This is a genomic window from Chryseobacterium sp. NFX27 (genome assembly GCF_049887855.1).
Classification (GTDB): Bacteria; Bacteroidota; Bacteroidia; order Flavobacteriales; family Weeksellaceae; genus Chryseobacterium.
Genome location: NZ_JAGEKK010000002.1, coordinates 131,613 through 150,074 on the forward strand (window position 1 = coordinate 131,613; position 18,462 = coordinate 150,074).

The 18,462-nt window shown below is 37.7% G+C and carries 18 protein-coding genes; 7 read left to right on the forward strand and 11 right to left on the reverse strand.

The features are described 5' to 3' along the window. Positions 1-11: 11 nt before the first annotated feature. The gene (locus J4Q03_RS03210) at positions 12-806 is read right to left on the reverse strand and encodes an SDR family oxidoreductase (RefSeq protein WP_426046773.1); all 795 of its coding nucleotides are present in this window, start codon (positions 804-806) and stop codon (positions 12-14) included. A gap of 125 nt (positions 807-931) precedes the next feature. Here J4Q03_RS03210 and J4Q03_RS03215 point away from each other — a divergent pair, with 125 nt between their 5' ends. After that, positions 932-1,282 carry a winged helix-turn-helix transcriptional regulator gene (locus J4Q03_RS03215; RefSeq protein ID WP_426046774.1) on the forward strand — a complete coding sequence of 117 codons (351 nt, stop codon included), beginning with the start codon at positions 932-934 and terminating at the stop codon, positions 1,280-1,282. Between the two features lie 24 nt (positions 1,283-1,306). Here the strand turns inward: J4Q03_RS03215 and J4Q03_RS03220 are convergent, their stop codons facing one another. Together J4Q03_RS03220 and J4Q03_RS03225 are read right to left on the reverse strand one after the other, a co-directional pair. After that, the gene (locus tag J4Q03_RS03220) at positions 1,307-2,038 is read right to left on the reverse strand and encodes a YggS family pyridoxal phosphate-dependent enzyme (RefSeq protein WP_426046775.1); all 732 of its coding nucleotides are present in this window, start codon (positions 2,036-2,038) and stop codon (positions 1,307-1,309) included. Continuing rightward, positions 2,035-2,754: an AAA family ATPase gene (locus J4Q03_RS03225; protein WP_426046776.1), complete on the reverse strand. Its 720-nt coding sequence runs from the start codon at positions 2,752-2,754 to the stop codon at positions 2,035-2,037. The genes J4Q03_RS03220 and J4Q03_RS03225 overlap by 4 nt, the downstream gene beginning before the upstream one ends. 1,146 nt (positions 2,755-3,900) lie before the next feature. On the opposite strand from J4Q03_RS03225, the gene J4Q03_RS03230 reads away from it, so the two are divergent. After that, positions 3,901-4,236, forward strand: coding sequence for a DMT family transporter (locus J4Q03_RS03230; RefSeq protein WP_426046777.1), 336 nt, complete (start codon positions 3,901-3,903; stop codon positions 4,234-4,236). A 75-nt stretch (positions 4,237-4,311) separates the two neighbouring features. Here the strand turns inward: J4Q03_RS03230 and J4Q03_RS03235 are convergent, their stop codons facing one another. Together J4Q03_RS03235 and J4Q03_RS03240 are read right to left on the reverse strand one after the other, a co-directional pair. Beyond that, on the reverse strand, positions 4,312-5,283 hold the full coding sequence (locus tag J4Q03_RS03235; protein WP_426046778.1) for a DUF6268 family outer membrane beta-barrel protein: 972 nt from the start codon (positions 5,281-5,283) through the stop codon (positions 4,312-4,314). A gap of 3 nt (positions 5,284-5,286) precedes the next feature. Next, positions 5,287-5,715: a hypothetical protein gene (locus tag J4Q03_RS03240; RefSeq protein WP_426046779.1), complete on the reverse strand. Its 429-nt coding sequence runs from the start codon at positions 5,713-5,715 to the stop codon at positions 5,287-5,289. A 187-nt stretch (positions 5,716-5,902) separates the two neighbouring features. Here J4Q03_RS03240 and J4Q03_RS03245 point away from each other — a divergent pair, with 187 nt between their 5' ends. Next, entirely contained in the window at positions 5,903-6,979 is a 1,077-nt protein-coding gene (locus J4Q03_RS03245; RefSeq protein WP_426046780.1) for a sensor histidine kinase, read from the forward strand. Beyond that, entirely contained in the window at positions 6,976-7,701 is a 726-nt protein-coding gene (locus tag J4Q03_RS03250; RefSeq protein ID WP_426046781.1) for a LytR/AlgR family response regulator transcription factor, read from the forward strand. The genes J4Q03_RS03245 and J4Q03_RS03250 overlap by 4 nt, the downstream gene beginning before the upstream one ends. A 1-nt stretch (position 7,702) precedes the next feature. Here J4Q03_RS03250 and J4Q03_RS03255 read toward each other — a convergent pair whose 3' ends face one another. Continuing rightward, a complete protein-coding gene (locus J4Q03_RS03255) occupies positions 7,703-8,329 on the reverse strand; it encodes a class I SAM-dependent methyltransferase (protein WP_426046782.1) in 627 nt (208 codons plus the stop codon). Between the two features lie 172 nt (positions 8,330-8,501). Then, on the reverse strand, positions 8,502-9,236 hold the full coding sequence (locus J4Q03_RS03260; protein WP_426046783.1) for a DNA-formamidopyrimidine glycosylase family protein: 735 nt from the start codon (positions 9,234-9,236) through the stop codon (positions 8,502-8,504). Positions 9,237-9,306: 70 nt separating this feature from the next. Here J4Q03_RS03260 and J4Q03_RS03265 point away from each other — a divergent pair, with 70 nt between their 5' ends. Continuing rightward, positions 9,307-10,662, forward strand: coding sequence for a deoxyguanosinetriphosphate triphosphohydrolase (locus J4Q03_RS03265; protein WP_426046969.1), 1,356 nt, complete (start codon positions 9,307-9,309; stop codon positions 10,660-10,662). A 51-nt stretch (positions 10,663-10,713) separates the two neighbouring features. On the opposite strand, the gene J4Q03_RS03270 is transcribed toward J4Q03_RS03265, so the two are convergent. Then, entirely contained in the window at positions 10,714-11,061 is a 348-nt protein-coding gene (locus tag J4Q03_RS03270; protein ID WP_426046784.1) for a DUF4377 domain-containing protein, read from the reverse strand. Between the two features lie 138 nt (positions 11,062-11,199). Between J4Q03_RS03270 and J4Q03_RS03275 the strand changes: the two genes are divergently transcribed. Both J4Q03_RS03275 and J4Q03_RS03280 read left to right on the forward strand, forming a co-directional pair. Next, positions 11,200-13,221, forward strand: coding sequence for a DUF3857 domain-containing protein (locus J4Q03_RS03275; RefSeq protein ID WP_426046785.1), 2,022 nt, complete (start codon positions 11,200-11,202; stop codon positions 13,219-13,221). A gap of 142 nt (positions 13,222-13,363) precedes the next feature. Next, positions 13,364-13,819 (forward strand): lipocalin family protein, encoded by a 456-nt coding sequence (locus tag J4Q03_RS03280; protein ID WP_426046786.1) that lies wholly within the window; start codon positions 13,364-13,366, stop codon positions 13,817-13,819. Between the two features lie 95 nt (positions 13,820-13,914). Here the strand turns inward: J4Q03_RS03280 and J4Q03_RS03285 are convergent, their stop codons facing one another. The 3 genes from J4Q03_RS03285 to J4Q03_RS03295 all read right to left on the reverse strand — a co-directional run bounded on the left by J4Q03_RS03285 (position 13,915) and on the right by J4Q03_RS03295 (position 18,430). Next, positions 13,915-14,268 (reverse strand): Mpo1-like protein, encoded by a 354-nt coding sequence (locus tag J4Q03_RS03285; protein WP_426046787.1) that lies wholly within the window; start codon positions 14,266-14,268, stop codon positions 13,915-13,917. 132 nt (positions 14,269-14,400) lie between these two features. Next, a complete protein-coding gene (locus tag J4Q03_RS03290; RefSeq protein ID WP_426046788.1) occupies positions 14,401-16,077 on the reverse strand; it encodes an APC family permease in 1,677 nt (558 codons plus the stop codon). A gap of 112 nt (positions 16,078-16,189) precedes the next feature. Further along, a complete protein-coding gene (locus J4Q03_RS03295; RefSeq protein WP_426046789.1) occupies positions 16,190-18,430 on the reverse strand; it encodes a CocE/NonD family hydrolase in 2,241 nt (746 codons plus the stop codon). Positions 18,431-18,462: the final 32 nt, after the last annotated feature.

Genomic DNA, 18,462 nt, shown 5'->3' on the forward strand with positions numbered 1-18,462 from the left:
TTTTTAAGTTATTAAATCGTGGGTATCGTTCCTCCATCAATAATGTATTCCGTTCCTGTGAGATAATTAGCTCTTGGTGAAACCAGGAATCCTACCAGTTCAGCTACTTCCTCGGGTTTTGCCGGTCTTCCGTAAGGAATTCCTCCCAATGCATCCATTACACTTTGTGCAGCCTGTTCTACACTGCTTTTATTGGTTTCAGCTATCCGTTCCATCATCCTTGTAGAAGCTTTAGTCATGATCCAGCCGGGTGAAACAGTTAATACGCGGACTCCTTTTGGAGCAACTTCGTTGGATAGGCTTTTGCTGTAATTAAGTAAGCCCGCCTTTGCAGCGGCATAGGGAAGCGTACTGTCATATAATGGTAATCTGGCCTGAATGGAGGCAATATGAATAATGACACCGGTTTTCCTTTCAGTCATTTGTGGTAAAAAACCTCTGTCCAGGCGTACCGGCGATAAAAGGTTGGTCTGTAGGGATTGTAGCCAGTCTTCGTCGGTCAACACGGCGAAACCTCCTCCTTTGGTCTCTGAGCCTCCAAGATTGTTGACTAAAATATCGAGTTTCCCAAATTTCTGTATAACCTCTTCCACCACTTTTTGAGTTCCCCGAGGGGAGCTGAGATCTGCTGAAATAAAATGCAGACCCGGATTTTCTTCTTCAGGCGGGTTTCTTGCAACAATAATTACGGTAGCTCCTGCACTTAATAATCTTTCTGCAATGGCTTTTCCAGTTCCTTTTGTGCCACCTGTGACCAGGGCTGTTTTGTCTTTTAGCTCATCATTAAAATTAAATTGATTTTCCATTTCTTAAATTCTTTCATACAAATTTCCGAAGTATCTTCATTTCCGGCAATAAGGGAAAATCGAATTGCATAGGGAGTAATTTTTCCCCTATTGTACATTTTGGAACATTGGGCTAATTTTACAGTATGTATGAAAGAAAAATTCCTTTGAACTTAAATTGCGGTCTTGACCTGATCGGCGAAGTACTGTACGGAAAATGGAAGATCCGTTTGCTGTGGTTTATTAATGAAGGCTATCAACGTCCGAGTGAACTTCATCGCAAAATTCCTGATGCTTCAAGACGGGTACTGAATATTCAGCTGAAAGAACTGGAAGAACATGAACTGGTCTCAAAGATTATTTATGCTCAGGTTCCACCAAAAGTAGAGTATTATCTTACGGATTTTGGTAAGACACTGATTCCTGTAATTTCCATATTGGGGGCTTGGGGAGATCAACATGAAGAGCGGTTGCGAGAGGTTATTTTGAAAAGATAAAAGCCGATATGATTTTTTAAGTTACTATTTCCCCTCGTTCCAATAATAAGAATCCGGATACATCCTTGCTCCAAAAACAGCCGTTCCCACCCTTACAATGGTGGCACCTTCTTCAATGGCTGTTTCCAGATCGCCGCTCATTCCCATGGACAGTTCCTTCATTTCTACGTTGGGAATACTCTGGCTGATGATTTCCTGCTGTAGGGATCTCAGGATTTTAAAACAGCTTCTTACTTTCTCTGTTTCTGCACTGAAAAGGCCAATGGTCATCAGTCCTTTAATCTTTAATGTGTTGAATTCAGAAATTTTTCTTGTCAGTTCAACAGCATGATCCGGATGCACTCCGAATTTACTTTCTTCGTTAGAAGTATTCACCTGAATCAGTACCTCCATTGTTTTTCCTTCCGGTAAAAGCCTTTGATGGAGCTTTTCTGCAAGATCCAGACGGTCCATAGACTGTACACAGACCACATCATACTTTAAAATATCCTTGATCTTATTGGTCTGAAGATGTCCAATAAAATGATTTTCATGTGGTATATCTTTCAGCTCATCATATTTCTCTTTCAGTTCCTGAACTTTATTCTCTGCAATTAAGTTTTGTCCGTTTTGTAAAGCTGTTTTAATACGGTCAGCAGAAACAGTTTTTGTTGCCAGCAGTAATCTGACTTCATCAGGATTTCTGCCCGCTTTTTCACAGGCCTTCTTTATTCTGTTATTGATGATCTCAAGATTGTGGAGGATATCGTCTTTCATGGCTGCGTAATTTCTCTGGCTTCCAGTTTTTTAATTAAAGCTGATTTTACCGATGTTAAAGCATGGTCTTTCGCTTCAGCAAAAGAAATGCTGTATTTACGGTCTATTTTTCTCAGTTCTTCCGGGAATTTTGACAGGAGATCATCATAAAAAGTATCCAGAAATTCAGCAGCAGGCATTTCATAGCTGATTTTCAGCTGGAAACGTCTCAGTAAGGCTGTATCAATGATTTCTGCATGATTTGTGGCACAGATTAAAAGAGCATTTTCAGGATAATAATCGATCAGCTGGAGCAAAGTGTTCACCAGTCTTCTCATCTCACCGACATCTTTATCATCGCTTCCTCTCGCTTTCCCGATCTGATCCAGTTCATCCAGAAAAAGAACAGATCTTTCCCTTGCAGCTTTATCAAAGATCATTTTAATGTTTTGCGAAGTTTCCCCGATACGGGAAGAAACGATATTGCTCAGGTTTAAGATCAGTATATTTTTGCCCAAAGCATTGGCAACAGCTTTGGCAGTCATCGTTTTTCCACATCCGGAATTGCCCTGCAGAAGGATCTTATTATTTACAGGAAGTCCATATTCCTGCAGTTCTTTTACGTAAGTATGTTCTTTAATGAGCTGTACCAGTTGAGCTCTGTTGTCGTTACCGAGAAATACGTCGTTGAGGGTCACTTCCTCTTTGTCCTGAATGATGAGATTGTACAGATTCATGCTAAAACTAAATAATTCTTATCTGTACAAAGATAAAGCTTTATTGAATGATGAGTGGAGCCTGAATCAGATTTAGAAGGTAGTCCAGACCGGGAAAGGGAGAATGTCAATAGAAATGGGCTTTAGCCCGTTCACAGATATTTAACAAGAAAAGCCGAACTAGGTGTTCGGCTTGACTATTGGGATATATAAAATTTGCTATGAAATTCTGTTAAAGGATATGTTTTTTAGGCCCTTTTACTCCGTTGAGTAAAAGAGCAGAATCTGAATATTCAGATTAAAAAACATAAACAATACAATTAATATAGATGTTCTATAGGCTTGCCTTAAATAGAACTTAGTTTCTTTGTTCTCTTTTTACTGTCATAAAGTAAGAAGCGAATACTACTACACATGTTGCGATACCGATGTAAGTTACCATTTTTTGTTTTATTTAATTATTTGACTTTATTTTATCAATTTTCTAATTGCAATATTACAGTTTTCAAATCACGTGCCAAAGCAAATAATCATGATGTATATCAGTGTGTTATAGGTTTTAATTGTTTGTTTTTGTTGACTATTTGTTTACATAAAATTAATACGTTTTTATGAAATTATTAATATGTTTATTGTCTTATCTGTAAAAAATTGAAAAGTTGATAACTGTTTCAATACTTCTATATTGGACTTGATAAAACAAAAAATTAAAAATGCCATGCATAATATTCACTTTTAGCATACCATTTGAACGTCAGATTTAGTGTAGAAAAAGAATTATTATGTTAAGAAAACTTATTGTTCGGAAACAAATTTTATCCCGGAATATTTAAAGACTGACAAATTGTATGACACCAAATTGAAAATTTTGTCACATGATTTGGAAATAATGACAGTTTGAAACATCTACTGTCAGAACTATTTAAGAATGATCACTTTTTATTTTTGTAAATTGTAATAGTAAATACTTTGATAAATATTCACATGAGAGTGATATTAAAAGAAGCATTTTCTTAAAATATTCTTTATCATATCATTCATATAACAAAAGGAAATATAAGAAGTTAGATAACAGGAATAAGATGGAGCAATAATGTTGATCTTATTGTTCAGTTTTTAGCGTCAAGAAACAGCTTTTCCCTATTTTTGTAGAAAATAAGCCTTATTATGGGACGCAGTTATATATTTCTGGCCTTAGCAATCGTATTTGAAATTATAGCGACAACTTTTCTGAAAAAGTCTGAAGAGTTTTCAAAGCTTTGGCCTTCCGTAGTTACGGTTATAGGATACGCTACCGCATTTTATTTCCTGAGCCTTACCTTACGGCAGATCCCTGTTGGAATAACCTATGCAATATGGTCCGGAGTAGGGATTGTCTTTATAACACTCATTGGGATTATTGCTTTTAAACAGGTTCCGGATCTGCCCGCCATTCTTGGAATTGCACTGATCGTTATAGGAGTGATCATCATTAATGTGTTTTCAAAAATGGGGACGCATTGATTTTTTGATAAAATTTAATTATTTAAAGATTTAAACCATTAAGGACTTTCTTAAGTTTAAGACCGATATTTGAAATTATTTTACTCTGGGATTTGCAAAAGGATTGTAAGATATTCCGATGTTGAAATAGAATGAAGGTTTGTAACTGGCTTCAAAGAGATAATCTTTTAAAGATTCTTCCTTATCAAACACTCTTGCCTGTGGAACCGCTCTGATTCCGGCTTTTAGAGTTCCTATGAAATTACTGCCGAGATTATGCTCATAAATAGCCCCGGAATTAATCTCCAGCTGCCGGAATTCATAAGTTTTAGTATTTCGGTATATATAAAAGGACGTATTATCCATTTCTGTACCCAGAGAAATTCTGCTGTTAGTGAAAATATCTCTTCTGATCAGCAGTTTTTTAGGAAGCAGGATGTCAAGAACCCATCCGTTGCTGAATTTGTTTTCATAGGTAAATATCGGCAACAGGGGAATCTGAGCACTCGGATCAATAAAGCCGGCCAGCCCCACCAGCATTTTTGTTTTTGGAGTAGCTTTTAAAACAATAGAAGCAGTCATCAGCCCTCTGATTCTTTCAAAATGCCGGTCACTTCCATCCACCGAAGCACTGGCAGTATAGATTGCTGTCTTATTGAATAACTTGGAAAAATAACTGAGATTGACAGATTCTGAATGATAATGGAAATCATTCTTTTTTTCTGTTCCGGATAAAACCGGTTCTTCAGTACTGAATGCCGTATAACGATAATTCAGGGCAGTGCTCAACAGCCAGTTTTTATTTTTTATAAAATAAATATTGGCATTAACTTTTAATTGCTGGAAACCTTTCATCTTATTGTCAGGCAGTTCTGTTTCCTGAAGCTTGGAAGAAAAACGGTAGGGTGTTGTTTGGGTATAATCAATATTAAGATCGCGGTTCTGTGGAAATTTGTCAGCAAAAAATGCTCTTACCTTCAGTGGAATACTGTCTCTTTTTTGAGCATAGGCAATATTCTTTAAAGGGAACATAGCAAGCGGTACAAGGACTTTTCTCAGTGTTTTCATGGTTTATTGTAAAGTATGGATGGCGGATTGAAAAAAATGGAACACAAATATCTTGTCATAAAATATCTCGATGCTGTTCTCTATGATAAAATTTCTATGGCGAAAGGTATCAGCAATGACATCTTCTTCCACAAAGACAAACCAGATCTCTTTAAGTAGGTTCTGTCTCTTAAATTCCTCAAAACTATTCCAGTCAAAAGGGGAAGAATGTTTCAGATTATAAAACAGGATCCCTTTCTTATCCCCATTCTCCTCTACAATATTAACAGGATGCTGAATATAGTTTAAAATCCTGATCTCCGAATGATAGCATTCCACGAAATGATGCAGGTCGATCATCTGTATTACCTTCTCTTCTTGCTGGGATTCTGTCATATAAAAACATTCTGAGGTTATTTCTTCTGTGAGTTCCTGAAAAACGGCTAATTCCATAAGCATAAAAATTCATGTCAAAGAAAGACAGAATAACAGAGCCGGAATTTTTTTTTATACCAAACCGCTTCTATTTTATACGAAACCTGTGTACTTTACAATTCGTATAAAAAAATCCAGGGTTTGTATAATATTATAGAGACTTCTTACGTTATTCTCTATTTTTGTTCTGTATTAAAAACGGACTATGAAATACAGCACACAAAGATTTAAGGAAACCCTGGTCATGGACTTTCTGGTTGAAGACCGGTTTAAGTTCCGCAGGCATCTGCTGTTTCTTATTTTCTTTTTCTTACTGCTCTACAGTGCACGGTTCTGGCACTGGTATTCCGGGATTTATCAGTATTATGTTTTATTGTTTGTATATACCGTACTGATTGTAATGGTATATATTAATATCTATGTCCTGGTGCCAAAATTTTTCTTTAAAACAAAATATATTACCTATCTGATCCTCCTGGTGCTCATGGGTGTGGTGGGACTGAATATGATAGGCAATGGTTTTAAATTCTTTTTTGAAGATTTCAGAGTGGAAAATATCAGGAAGGAAGGAGAGAAAGGAAGCATCTATGAAGGGATCATCATGTGTATTCCGATTATTCTGACCACAACTACGGTAAAGCTGCTTCAGAAATGGATCAATGATACCAAAAGGATAACCGAGCTCAATAATCTTACCCTGCAGATGGAACTGAATGAACTCCGCAACCAGATCAATCCGCATTTTCTCTTTAATATGCTGAATAATGTGAAAGCGCTTACAAGAACAGATCCTGAAAAAGCATCTGCAGTAATTGTTAAACTTTCAGAGTTTTTAAGGTATCAGCTGTATGAAAATGGTGAAGAGAAAACCCTCCTGACTTCGGAAATAGATTTTTTGTCCAACTTCCTTAATCTTGAAAAAATAAGAAGAGAAAATTTTGCCTTTGATATAAATGCAGAAACAGAAAGCAGAACTTTAAAAAGTACTTTTATTCCTCCCAACTTATTTACGACTTTTGTTGAAAATGCCGTAAAACACAGTGTGGATATCAGCAGTAGAACATCGTATGTGACAATAGATATAAGCGTTAAAGATAAAATACTCCATTTTGCCTGTACCAATTCAATGAATCCGAGTCTGAATATATCCAATGCAAACTACGGCGGACTGGGACTTGCCAATATTAAAAGAAGGCTTGAGCTTCTCTACGGAAACACATTCAGCCTGGAAATTGCTTCCGGAGAAAAAGAATACACCGTTAATTTAAAAATTCCTGTATGAACTGTATTATAGTAGATGACGAACCGTTGGCAAGAGCAGAAATGCGTTCTTTGATCAATGAAACATCAAAAGCCGAAATCCTGGGAGAGTTTTCCAATGCTCCTTCAGCTCTGGACTTCCTTAACACAAACAACGTAGATCTGATCTTTCTGGATATTGAAATGCCGATGGTAACCGGGCTGGAATTTGCTGAAATGCTTCCCAAAAAATCCCTGATCATTTTCACTACAGCCTATTCCCAGTATGCCTTAAAAAGTTACGAACTGGAAGCTGTAGACTATCTGCTGAAACCAATAGATAGCAAAAGACTGGAGAAAGCTATGGAAAAAGCCATTCTCTATACAGAGCTCTTATCACAAGATACGGTAAAAAATACAGTAGAATCCAATACGGCAGATTTCTTATTCATTAAGGCAGACCGGAGATTCTACAAGATCAGTTTTTCAGATATTAAATTTATAGAAGGCCTGAAAGATTATGTTGTTATCCATACCAGGCAGCAGAAGCTCATTACAGCCATGAACCTGAAAACCATCCACCAGAAAATTTCGTGGGAAACTTTTCTGCGAGTAAGCAAATCTTATGTAGTCAATTTTGATTTTATCGATTCGTTTGACAATCATAATATTTATATTGATGAATCTGAAATTCCCATAGGTGAAGTCTACAGATCCGATTTCTTCACAAAATACGCCGGTGGATTTCTGAATTCTGAGGGATAAATTACAGCTTTCGGCCTGTAAAACGGATCACAGAACCTGTTCCGTTGTGAAATATGCCTTCGCTGAGCTCTATTTCTTTTTCTTCAAGCTCTATAATATCATAGTTGGGAAAGTCAGCTCTGATCTCATCCATTGAAAATAATGACCCAATATCTTTAGGCCCGCCCACCTTTTCATTTTTTGTTACATAATCAAGATGACTTTTGCTGAAGGCTTCAAAAATAATAATACCTCCCTTACGCAGATACCTATCCAGCATCTGATGAATTGAAGACTTAATTTCGGCTGGGAAGTGTGCATAAATAAGAGCAATGGAATCAAACTGCTCCGTCTGAAAGTTCAGGGTCTCAAGCTCGCCAATCTGATAGTCAATAGATGTTTTTTGATTTTCAGCAAGCCGTAGCGCTTTACTTTTACCTTCGCTGCTGATATCGAAAGCGGAAACTTTCCATCCTTTTGTAGCTGCAAAAACAGCATTCCGGCCTTCACCTTCTGCAGGAAATAGGATAGAACCGGGTTCCAGTTTTTCTAACTGCTCTTTTAAATAATTATTGGGCTCTGTTCCGTAAGCGAATTCTTCACTGCTGTACCGGTCGTTCCATCTGTTCAGCCATGTATTATCTGTCATTGGTAAGAATTTAAGTGTTGTTTGGTTATTTATTCATCAGTCGCTGATGAATCATAGTTTTCATTGAAAGACCCAAATATAGGATGTTTCCGGCCGTTTCCGTGAATGGAAAAAGCACTGATGAAAATAGATTTTGTAAATAAGTTTTGAAATGCAGGCTGCAGTAAATTGTTTAATAAAGCGTCTGATCCTTTTCGCAGTAGAAGCTTCGCCTTTTTCCCAGTCCCGTCTGTTTCTTCACGAGTTTCTGTCCGCATTCCGGGCATATTGTTTTGGTATGGACGAGCCAGTGTTTCTTTAAGACGAATTCCCGCTTCCAGGCCAGGAATTCAAAACTGTAATTTCGGGCTTCAGCGATAAGCTCTTTCATTTTTTTCGCAGGCAGATTCCCTATTTTACTTTCCGGCTGAACACCAATTCTGAACAGAACTTCATTTTTGATAATGTTTCCCAAGCCGGAAAAAATATCCTGATCCATCAAGACATCACAGACCATCCTATCCGGTTTGGATTTCAGTTTTTTCTCCGCTTTTTCAGGGTTCCAGATATCACTCATAATGTCGGCTTCCCAGTCTATCGTGGATAGGAATTCCAGTTCTACAGATTTTACGGAGCAGGTGTAAAAATAGATGCTTCCGGTTTTGAAAAATAAAGACAGGCGCAGGCTTTTGTCAGGTTTGGTCTGTTCATCAATGCTGTAAGACCCGAACATCAGCAAATGAATACGAATGGCTGTATTATCTAAGACAAGATACGTCTGTTTTCCGAAGGTGCGGATCTCACGAAGAGTTTGGCCAATCAGCGTTTCCTTCTCGAATTTGGCATTGCCTGAAGCTTCCGTCACTTGATTTCCGGTAAACGGCTGCAGGCTTTCTTTCATTAAAATAATAGATGGTCCTTCAGGCATGGCTTTGCTTTTCAATAAAAGTTCAAATACTATTCCGTAAAAATAAAATTTGGAGTAATTTTGAAAAATGATGAATTTAAACCAGATTTTCACGAATCAGCGTACAGGAAACAATCCGCATACTAAAGCTTCAAGAACTGATTTTCAGAGAGATTTCGACAGAATTATCTTCTCTTCTGCTTTCAGAAGGCTGCAGAATAAGACCCAGGTTTTTCCTCTTCCCGGAAGTGTTTTTGTACACAACCGGCTGACGCACTCGCTGGAAGTTTCGTCGGTAGGCAGAAGTTTGGGAAGTATTATCGGGGAATTTATCTTTGAGGCCTATAAAAATGACCTTACAGAAGATTCTAAAAATTTTTATCTTCATAATTTAGGAAACGTAATTGCGGCGGCATGTCTGTGTCATGATGTCGGAAACCCGGCTTTTGGGCATTCAGGAGAAGATGCGATTGCGAGTTATTTTGAGCGGAATGAAAAAGACCTGAAGCTGAAGTTTAATGAAAAAGAATGGGCAGATCTTGTGAACTTTGAAGGAAATGCCAATGCCATAAGAGTTCTGGCCCAGCGCCAGCAGGGAAAAGACGATGGCGGAATCCAGCTTACTTTTTCTACTTTAGCGAGTATTGCAAAATATCCGTGTGAAGCCGTTGCCAGAAAAAAAGGGATCATTCACAGAAAGAAATTCGGGTTTTTCCAGAATGAGAAAGAAATTTTCCTGGAAATAGCAAAGGCAACGAATTTAATCTTAGAAAATGAAGAGCCCTATATATTCAAAAGACATCCTTTCGTATGGCTTGTAGAAGCTGCAGATGATATCTGTTATAATATTATTGATATGGAAGATGCCCACCGGTTGGGAATTGTATCCACTGCAGACTGTGAGAATCTGTTTTTTGAACTCATAAAGTCTGAAAGCAATGATACGGACAAGGTGAAAAATAAGCTGGCTTCCATTTCCAATGAGAATGAAAAGATCTCATATCTGAGAGCAAAAGCGATTAATGCCCTGATTAACAAATCCCTTGAGATTTACAAGCATAATTTTGAGAACATTCTCCAGGGAAATCTGGATAACGGGCTTCTTGATATTTATAAAGCGGAGAACCGTGCCCTGCAGGACATCGAGGCGTTCTCTATTGAGAAAATCTACAACCATAAAGCTGTGGTGGAAATTGAGAATGCAGGCTATAATGTCATGTATGAGCTTCTTGATCATTTTATTCCCTCTATTCTGAAACCTGAGGATGAAAGAAAATCTTACGATAAAAAAGCATTAAAACTTCTTCCGAGACAATTTGTTTACGAAGAAGGAACAGATTATCAGAAAGTATTAGGGGTGATAGACTTTGTTTCAGGAATGACCGATAACTTTGCCACCGATCTTTACAGAAAAATCAAAGGAATTGATATAGGAATGACTGTATAATCTGAACAACAATAAAAATAAAACTCCCGGAGATTCCGGGAGTTTTGCGTCTTATTTCTTGGTTTTCGAAACCTCTTTGATCAGAGTATACTTTATGGAAGATCCATCCGCCGGAGGATTGGCAATTTTTTCGGTTTTTACTCTCAAAACGTATTCATATCCCGGTTCATAAGTAAATCCATCAATATTCGTGTAGAAATTGGTCCAGCTTTCTGATGCTTTTTCTTTTACCTGCAGGCATTTCATTGGTGCTACTCCTGTACAGTCTGCAGTTTCAGGTCCTACAATGAAGGTTTTTTCATCGGCTCCGGCAGTATTGGCCGTTGTGGTACATTGTGTCATTGCGAATAGTGCTACTGCAGGAACAGCGCCTTTTAGAATGGTTGCGATAATTTTCATAAACTTTATTTTACCTCTTGGTTCCAATTACTGTGCCGAAGTTTTTGACGCAGTTCTTCTATTGTTTTTTAGTTTTTAATTATTTAATTTGAGCACTTCTAAAATTTTAACCAAAGAACACTATTACCAGAATATACTATGAATAATCCGATTCAAATTGAAAATTACAAAATTCAGAAGCCTGAAGCATGGGCTGGAAATATAGAAGATCATGAGCTGATTGATAAAATCAAAGACTCTGAATTTTCGAGGAAACAGGTTGATGAAGGAAGAGATTACTGTTATTTTTTAGATAAAAAATATTATACCAGCAATAATGAAAACAGCGAATACGTCTGCATGGCCTATACTCTTAATGAGCCGGTAAATCTGGAGCGGGCTTCTGTTTCGGAGGTTGTTGTAGAAGAAAATGAAGTTTACAGTATTCACAGGATCAGTGTCTTGAGAGACGGTGTGTTGATCGATAAGATTCCGGATACCAAGATAAAAGTGCTCGACAGCGAGAACCAGAGCAGCGGTGGAATTTTAAGCAGTAATAAAAAGATCAATATTACAATTAAGGATCTAAGGCTTTATGATGTACTGATCCTGGAAGATTCGCGGTTTAAAGCATTTACAGAGCGTGATTTCCTGAGAAAGGAATTTTCAAAACATGTATGGGTGAGTCCGGATAATTATTGGGCATACGGAAGCTTTAAGTTTACTTTTATCAATGACCGGGAACAGGATATTGCCTATAAAAAAACATTTTTCAGGGATGAACAGGGAAATGTTTTGAAACCTGAAATCCATCATCTGAAAAAAGGGGAGAAGTTCATCATAGAAGAGGAAAATTACATTAATTTGGCAGATGCCAGCCGTGAAATTTTCCCGTTTATAGATTTTGCAACCGAAAACAGCTGGAAAGACCTGTCCAATTATATTGCTCCGATTTATGAAGAAATGTTCACTGCATATTCCTTAAAGGATTTTGCGCCCAATCTTGCTGAAAAACTGGATGCGATTGCCGGCCTGGATGAAAAGCTGCAGTTTGCCATAGAATATGTTCAGAATCATATTTACTATATCTTCAATGCCGATGAGATGAATGGACACAGGCCGCAGGAACCTTCTCTCACGTATGAAAATAAGCAGGGCGACTGCAAGGCCAAATGCGTTTTACTGAAGATTATTTTAGATTACATCGGCGTTGATTCTTCAGTGATTCTCGTTAACTTTCATACAGATTATTATATTAAATACTATCTGCCTTCACTGCTTAGCTTTAATCACGTGGTGGTAAAGATTAACTATAAGGGTCAGGAATATTTTGTGGATGCTACGGTCCGGGATGAATTCGGACTGATAGAAAACCGTGGATTTATTTATTTTATGCATTATCTTGAAGTAAAACCGGATCAGATATTGCAGGAAAGAAAATCATATCAATTTCCCTATTACTGTATTGATGAAAAGATTGAGTTCAATGCCCAAAATACAACAGGGCGGCTGAAGCTGACCACGACGTATAAAGGAAACCGCGCCAATGCGATGAGAAGATATTTTAAGACGACCAACAAAAGGGAAATCGTGGACAGCTGGAACAGTTTTCTGTTTTATGGGCTTAATTATTCTAATGACAGGAACGGAACAGATATCAGGAATATTTTTAAAGATGCAGCCATTGATATTGTTAGTGATGATAAAAAGCTGAATGAATTCAAAATTTATTATACCGCTACAGTAGAAAACCCTTATTATGTAGATCCCCAGAAAAACCGTTTCTTAATGTATTTTGACCGCAATGTCATTAAGGCAAGTGCAAGAGATTTTATACATAAAGATCTTCCTTTCTGGCATAACTTCGACAGTGAAAAGTATGAGATCAGTCTGAATACAGATCAAAAGATTGATACCCAGGAAAAATATACCGTTCAGGAAAGCACGATAAGCAATCCCTATTTTGAGTATAAAAGCCGTAAGAAAATTGCTAAGAATGGTGCTGCTGTTTTTATAGAATACAATCCTCTGGTGAATCTTGAAATTCCGCAGGATCAGTTTGAAAAATTCCGGGAAGATCATCATACGGTTGCAGACAGTAATTTTGGATTGGGGATCGATATTATTGAACCTGGTCTAATGAATATGATCAAGTTTAACTTTAGAAAGAAGTTTAAATAGATTGATATATAATACTTTGTGTTTTGTACTTAAAGTTATATTTAATGTTGGGTTTTATTTTTCGGCGGCCGGAGGCCGCCGAAAATTAAAACCTTTTTATCTCAAATTCTCTCAAATAAATAAAATACAACCTATCAGTATAATGAATAAAATATATACAGGAATACTGTTCTTAACAGCCAGTTCCTTTCTCTGCGCTCAACAATTAAAGAAAGAGGATATCACAGGATTCTGGAAACTGAAAGAATCCGGTTTTTATGAAAACAATAAAAAAGTAATTAAGGATTTTGACAATTGCCGCCTGATGAGAAACTATTCTATAAGGGATGACGGTTTTGCTGTCTATAATTATATGGAAGGAAGCGCGGGAGACTGTATGCCCTCCGAACCCAGGCTTTCGTTCTGGAAGATAGTGGATGACAGGCTTCAGTTTTATGTTGAAGGTCAGATTCTTGAAGAAGTGACCGTTACATTTAATAAAGACAAAACGGTTACATTTTCGACCTACAGACCGGAACATACCAAGGTGGATGGAGATGCTTTAGCAGAGAAAATAATAAATACCATCCATTATGATATTCTGGAAAAGCAGTATTGATTATCTATAGAATCAGAAAATGCTTCTAACCCCTGATTATTAAGCTTAAAAGATCCCAGTTGGTAAAAGCTTTTGTAGTTAAAGTAAATAAGTTCTTACCCATTTTCAGAACTCTCTGTTTCCTTTGGTGCCGGAGCTATTCCTCTGAATTTTTGTTTCCCGGTCAGGAGCTCAAAAAACAGCCTGAAATCCGAAACCAATGACCACAGGGGATACTTGAAAGTTGCGGGTTTATTTTTCTCTATGACTGCATGACTGAACCAGGCAAAACCATATCCTACGATCGGAATATACCACAAAAACCTCTCCTTGCCTGAACTGATAACATACCAGATCACAACAAATACCAGAAGTGTTCCGATGAAATGAAAGATTCTTGTTCCTGTTTTACTGTGCTCGGTAAGATAGAACTGATAAAATTCCCCGTAAGTTTTTATTCTTTCTGACATGGCAGTATTAGTTATAGTTTCTGTGGAGACCTATGCAATAATTCTGCCGATTTGATGAAAAAATAAAGGGCAAATTTGCTGATCTGCGAATTTGCCCTTTATTATACTTTATTTATATTTATGTTGATTATTTTATACCGCTTCTTTTCTTAGCTTACTGTTTTTATAACCGTAACAGAAATAGATCACCAGCCCCAAAGCAAACCAAAGTCCGAACCAGAACCAGTTTTCATGGCTCATCCCCGTAAGAAGATATAAGCAGGAGCTTAATCCGATTAAAGGAATTAAAGAGAAATTCTTAATAAAAGTAAAAACACACAGAACCAGATTGATCAGAATAAAAACGAAAATAGAAGCTCTGAACTCGCCTTCTTTTGGATCACTCCAGTCCGTCAGGTTAATGAAAAATTCCGGCTGCCAGATATAGAACCCAATTAATCCACCGATAAAGATAGCAGGGAATATGAATTTACCATTAATATAAGGAAGGTGGAATCGGCCTTTGATCTTTTCCTTTGCAGGAAGCATTAAAACTCCCGCACAAACCAGCACGAAAGCGAAGATCGTTCCGATACTTGTGAAATCTAGAATAAAAGTTTTATCCGTAAAAAGGATCGGAACTCCTACTGCAATACCTGTAATGATGGTAGCAAATGAAGGCGTTTTGTATTTTGGATGTACAGTCTTGAATTTCTCAGGCATCAGTCCGTCGCGGCTCATCGCATACCAGATTCTCGGCTGCCCCATCTGGAATACCAATAATACAGTAGTAATGGCAACAATAGCTACGAAAGAAACGACCAGTTCCATCCAGGCCACATTAGCATTTGATTTTTCAAATATGAATGAAAGCGGATCTCCTATACCGTCAAACTTCCTGTAATCAACCATTCCTGTTAGAACAAGTGTTAAAGCAATATAAATTACCGTACAAAGCACAAGAGAAACGATCATCCCTTTTGGAAGGGTCTTCTGAGGATCTTTGGTCTCTTCGGAAAGAACACTCAATGCATCAAAACCGATGTAGGCAAAGAAAACTCCTGAAACTGCACTCATTACTCCCGCAAAACCGTTGGGCATGAAGGAAGCGACCTGCGTTTCCGGATTTACCGGTGTCCAGTTATCCGTATTGATATAAGCGAAGCCTACCAGGATCACTAAAACAATAACCGCAAGTTTTAAAATAACTAAAGAATTATTGAAGTTTTTACTTTCTTTTACACCTACGTAACATAGCCACGTAATGAGACCGTTGATCACTAATGCAGGAACGTCAACGATGAATTTTAAACTGCCGATCAGTGGGGCAGACTTCCAAGCGTTTAAAAGTTCCTTATTCTCAGAACCGTTCTGAAAAGCCTTCCGGGCTTCTGTATAGCTGCAGGTAAGATAATCAGGGATATGCATGCCCAGACGTTCTAAAAAGCTGGTGAAATAGTCGGACCAGGAAAAAGCCACATAAATATTCCCGAAAGAATATTCCATAATTAAGGCCCATCCGATCACCCATGCGATCAGTTCTCCAAAGCTGGCATAAGCATACGTATAGGCAGAACCCGCCGTAGGAATTCTGCTCGCAAATTCAGCATAGCATAATGCGGTAAAACCGCAGGCAAAGCCACAAATCAAATACAATAGAATCACTCCGGGGCCGCCTCTGAAAACTGCTTCACCTAAACTGCTGAAACTTCCTGCTCCAATAATGGCTGCTATACCAAAAAAAACAATATCCCAAACACCTAAGACCCTTAAAAGGCTGGTAGAAGTATCTGTTTCTGAATAGTTTTTCCTTCTAAAAAGTTGATTCATTCAATATGTATTTGAGTTTGAAAAAAAGCAAATGTAATGATTTTTTATTTTGGTGATGGGTGTAATCATAATATTTTGTTAAAAGGGCTGAGACTTTAAGCGTCAAAGGCCTTTATTCTTGATAAATAGGAATTTCGACATAGCTGTCATTGTACCATTTTATTTCCAGCGGCTCGCCGGAATCCTTGATCGTTTCATCGCTCACATCTTTTCCTGTTCCGTAATTGATCTGCCAGCTTGGGCTTTTATTGACGCCCACCAACAGAACAAGCCTGCTTCCTTTTTCTATTTTTTTGCTGATGAATATTGAATTTTTTATAGGAATCTGTTCTATTTTACCAGGTTCAAGAAGCTGTCGTAAAGCATTGTCTTTTGCATAGCTCGCTCTTACCATATGGGTTGATAACAGGACAGCTTTGCCATCCGGTTGTATCTGGTACAGATAAGTATCCGTGTCAAAATCTTTTTTGTTAATGGAAACATTGAAGAATCCTGCCGGGTTTCCACTTATAATAAGGTCTTTGCCCAAAACCTCACTTTCAAAATATACTGAATTCGTGGTTTTTATGCTGTCTGTTTTACTTACGGAGTGATAAGTATCTTTTTGATCCCGGTTTTTAAAATCAACCGTCTGTTTAATAAAGCTTTTCTCTGTGGGCAGATTAAAAACAGATGGACTGCTTTTACGGTCCTGAAGGTAAAACTTAAGCGTTGAATTATGCATTTTTTCAAGGCTGGGAACATGTTTCCATGTATTGGTATTCATCACCTGAAAATTAATTTTATCTTTTAAAAGGGCTGGTTTTTTACCGTTTTTCAGAATATAATCAAACCAGGAAAAAGCTAAATCATCAATACTTATTCTGGCCACAGGATCTATGGGTCTGCCGTTTACGAAGGTAAATCCAAAGCTTTGCGCGCCGCCATGATCATACGGACCCATGACCAGGTAATGATTGGCATTCTTATTATACTGATGATGAGCCTTAAAGTAGGAGAGTGCTCCAATCTGGTCATCATCATAATATCCTGTAGTCGTTAAAATAGGAATATTGATGTTTGCAAAATCTCCTTTATAAGGAACCATTTTCTGCCAGTACTGATCGTAACCCGGATGATCCAGCCATCTTTGGAATATCCTGTTGGGCTTACCGCTGATGCTATCTAAAGCCCTGAACGATTTTCCGCTTTTGTACCATGCCGTATTGATAGAATCCCATTTCGTGAAATTATTAAAATCGGCTTCATCAGTAAGCTTATTGTTCGTGACATAATTGATCCACTGCAGCATATAGCTCATGAATACATTATTTTGGGAAGGATAATCTATTCCAATACCTACAGCAACCTGCGGAACAATTGTTTTTAACGCCGGATGCAGTTTTTTTACAGCTGCCCACTGGCTGAAACCTAAATAACTTCCACCGATCATCCCCACTTTACCGTTGCTCCAGGGCTGTTTGCTTACCCAGTCGATCACTTCATAAATGTCCTGTGATTCATGCTCGAAAGGATTGTTTTCATCATTGCTGTTTCTTTTGCCACGTGTATTTACAACAGCTCCTACATAATTATAAACGGCAGCTCTTTTTCCAAAATATGAATCAAAAGGTCCGGCATAGATATTATTGGTAAGAATAACGGGCAGAGGAGAGGTGTTTTCCTTTTTTCTGACAATAGTGATCGTCAGGGTATTTCCGTTTTTTGTTTTCAGATCCTTTGTTTCGGTAATGAATTTCTCCCGGTCTTTTAACTCCGCCAACTGTACAATCTGAGGTTTAGTAGCGGAAAAGATCTTATAGTTTAGGTAACTTTTACATAAGGCCAGAGCCGGGGCGTAATCTATACTGTCCTTATCTTTCTGTTTGCTCAGTGTTTCTTTCAATAACTTTCTGGAGGCAGAAACATCTCCGTCAACGGCTAAACCTATTTTGGTGAGCAATTGTTCCGGGAGGCTTTCATACTTTTTATTGAATGCTTTCTGAAGTGCATCGGAGAAACTTATTTTTTCTTTTTCCTCCACCAGTTTTGCCATACTGTAAAATTCATAGGCAATAAATTTGTTTCCGGCCATATGATGATCCGCAAATTGATTCCGGTAATCTGCTAATGTTGTGATAGATGTTTTATAGTCTTTGGCGACCATCTGCAGCCGTAACAGGTTATCAGAAAAAGCGAGTCTGTTCGTTTTTTTAAGCTTAAGCAATTCCGGTTGTGTCATCAGTTTTGAAGCCAGCAGAGGCATTTGTTTTTCCAGAACAGCAGAGTCGGTTACTGCTGTTTTCGGGAAGTAAAACTTCTGAGCCTGCATGAGATTGACAAATATTAATGCTAAAAGTATCTTAATTTTCATGATATGGTATGTTTTTAGCTGCTGTAGAATGA

Excerpts from the sequence above, each read along its gene's own strand:
- J4Q03_RS03210 (WP_426046773.1), bottom strand. The coding sequence starts at position 806 with ATGGAAAATCAATTTAATTTTAATGATGAGCTAAAAGACAAAACAGCC.
- J4Q03_RS03215 (WP_426046774.1), top strand. The coding sequence starts at position 932 with ATGTATGAAAGAAAAATTCCTTTGAACTTAAATTGCGGTCTTGACCTG.
- J4Q03_RS03220 (WP_426046775.1), bottom strand. The coding sequence starts at position 2,038 with ATGAAAGACGATATCCTCCACAATCTTGAGATCATCAATAACAGAATA.
- J4Q03_RS03225 (WP_426046776.1), bottom strand. The coding sequence starts at position 2,754 with ATGAATCTGTACAATCTCATCATTCAGGACAAAGAGGAAGTGACCCTC.
- J4Q03_RS03230 (WP_426046777.1), top strand. The coding sequence starts at position 3,901 with ATGGGACGCAGTTATATATTTCTGGCCTTAGCAATCGTATTTGAAATT.
- J4Q03_RS03235 (WP_426046778.1), bottom strand. The coding sequence starts at position 5,283 with ATGAAAACACTGAGAAAAGTCCTTGTACCGCTTGCTATGTTCCCTTTA.
- J4Q03_RS03240 (WP_426046779.1), bottom strand. The coding sequence starts at position 5,715 with ATGGAATTAGCCGTTTTTCAGGAACTCACAGAAGAAATAACCTCAGAA.
- J4Q03_RS03245 (WP_426046780.1), top strand. The coding sequence starts at position 5,903 with ATGAAATACAGCACACAAAGATTTAAGGAAACCCTGGTCATGGACTTT.
- J4Q03_RS03250 (WP_426046781.1), top strand. The coding sequence starts at position 6,976 with ATGAACTGTATTATAGTAGATGACGAACCGTTGGCAAGAGCAGAAATG.
- J4Q03_RS03255 (WP_426046782.1), bottom strand. The coding sequence starts at position 8,329 with ATGACAGATAATACATGGCTGAACAGATGGAACGACCGGTACAGCAGT.
- J4Q03_RS03260 (WP_426046783.1), bottom strand. The coding sequence starts at position 9,236 with ATGCCTGAAGGACCATCTATTATTTTAATGAAAGAAAGCCTGCAGCCG.
- J4Q03_RS03265 (WP_426046969.1), top strand. The coding sequence starts at position 9,307 with ATGAATTTAAACCAGATTTTCACGAATCAGCGTACAGGAAACAATCCG.
- J4Q03_RS03270 (WP_426046784.1), bottom strand. The coding sequence starts at position 11,061 with ATGAAAATTATCGCAACCATTCTAAAAGGCGCTGTTCCTGCAGTAGCA.
- J4Q03_RS03275 (WP_426046785.1), top strand. The coding sequence starts at position 11,200 with ATGAATAATCCGATTCAAATTGAAAATTACAAAATTCAGAAGCCTGAA.
- J4Q03_RS03280 (WP_426046786.1), top strand. The coding sequence starts at position 13,364 with ATGAATAAAATATATACAGGAATACTGTTCTTAACAGCCAGTTCCTTT.
- J4Q03_RS03285 (WP_426046787.1), bottom strand. The coding sequence starts at position 14,268 with ATGTCAGAAAGAATAAAAACTTACGGGGAATTTTATCAGTTCTATCTT.
- J4Q03_RS03290 (WP_426046788.1), bottom strand. The coding sequence starts at position 16,077 with ATGAATCAACTTTTTAGAAGGAAAAACTATTCAGAAACAGATACTTCT.
- J4Q03_RS03295 (WP_426046789.1), bottom strand. The coding sequence starts at position 18,430 with ATGAAAATTAAGATACTTTTAGCATTAATATTTGTCAATCTCATGCAG.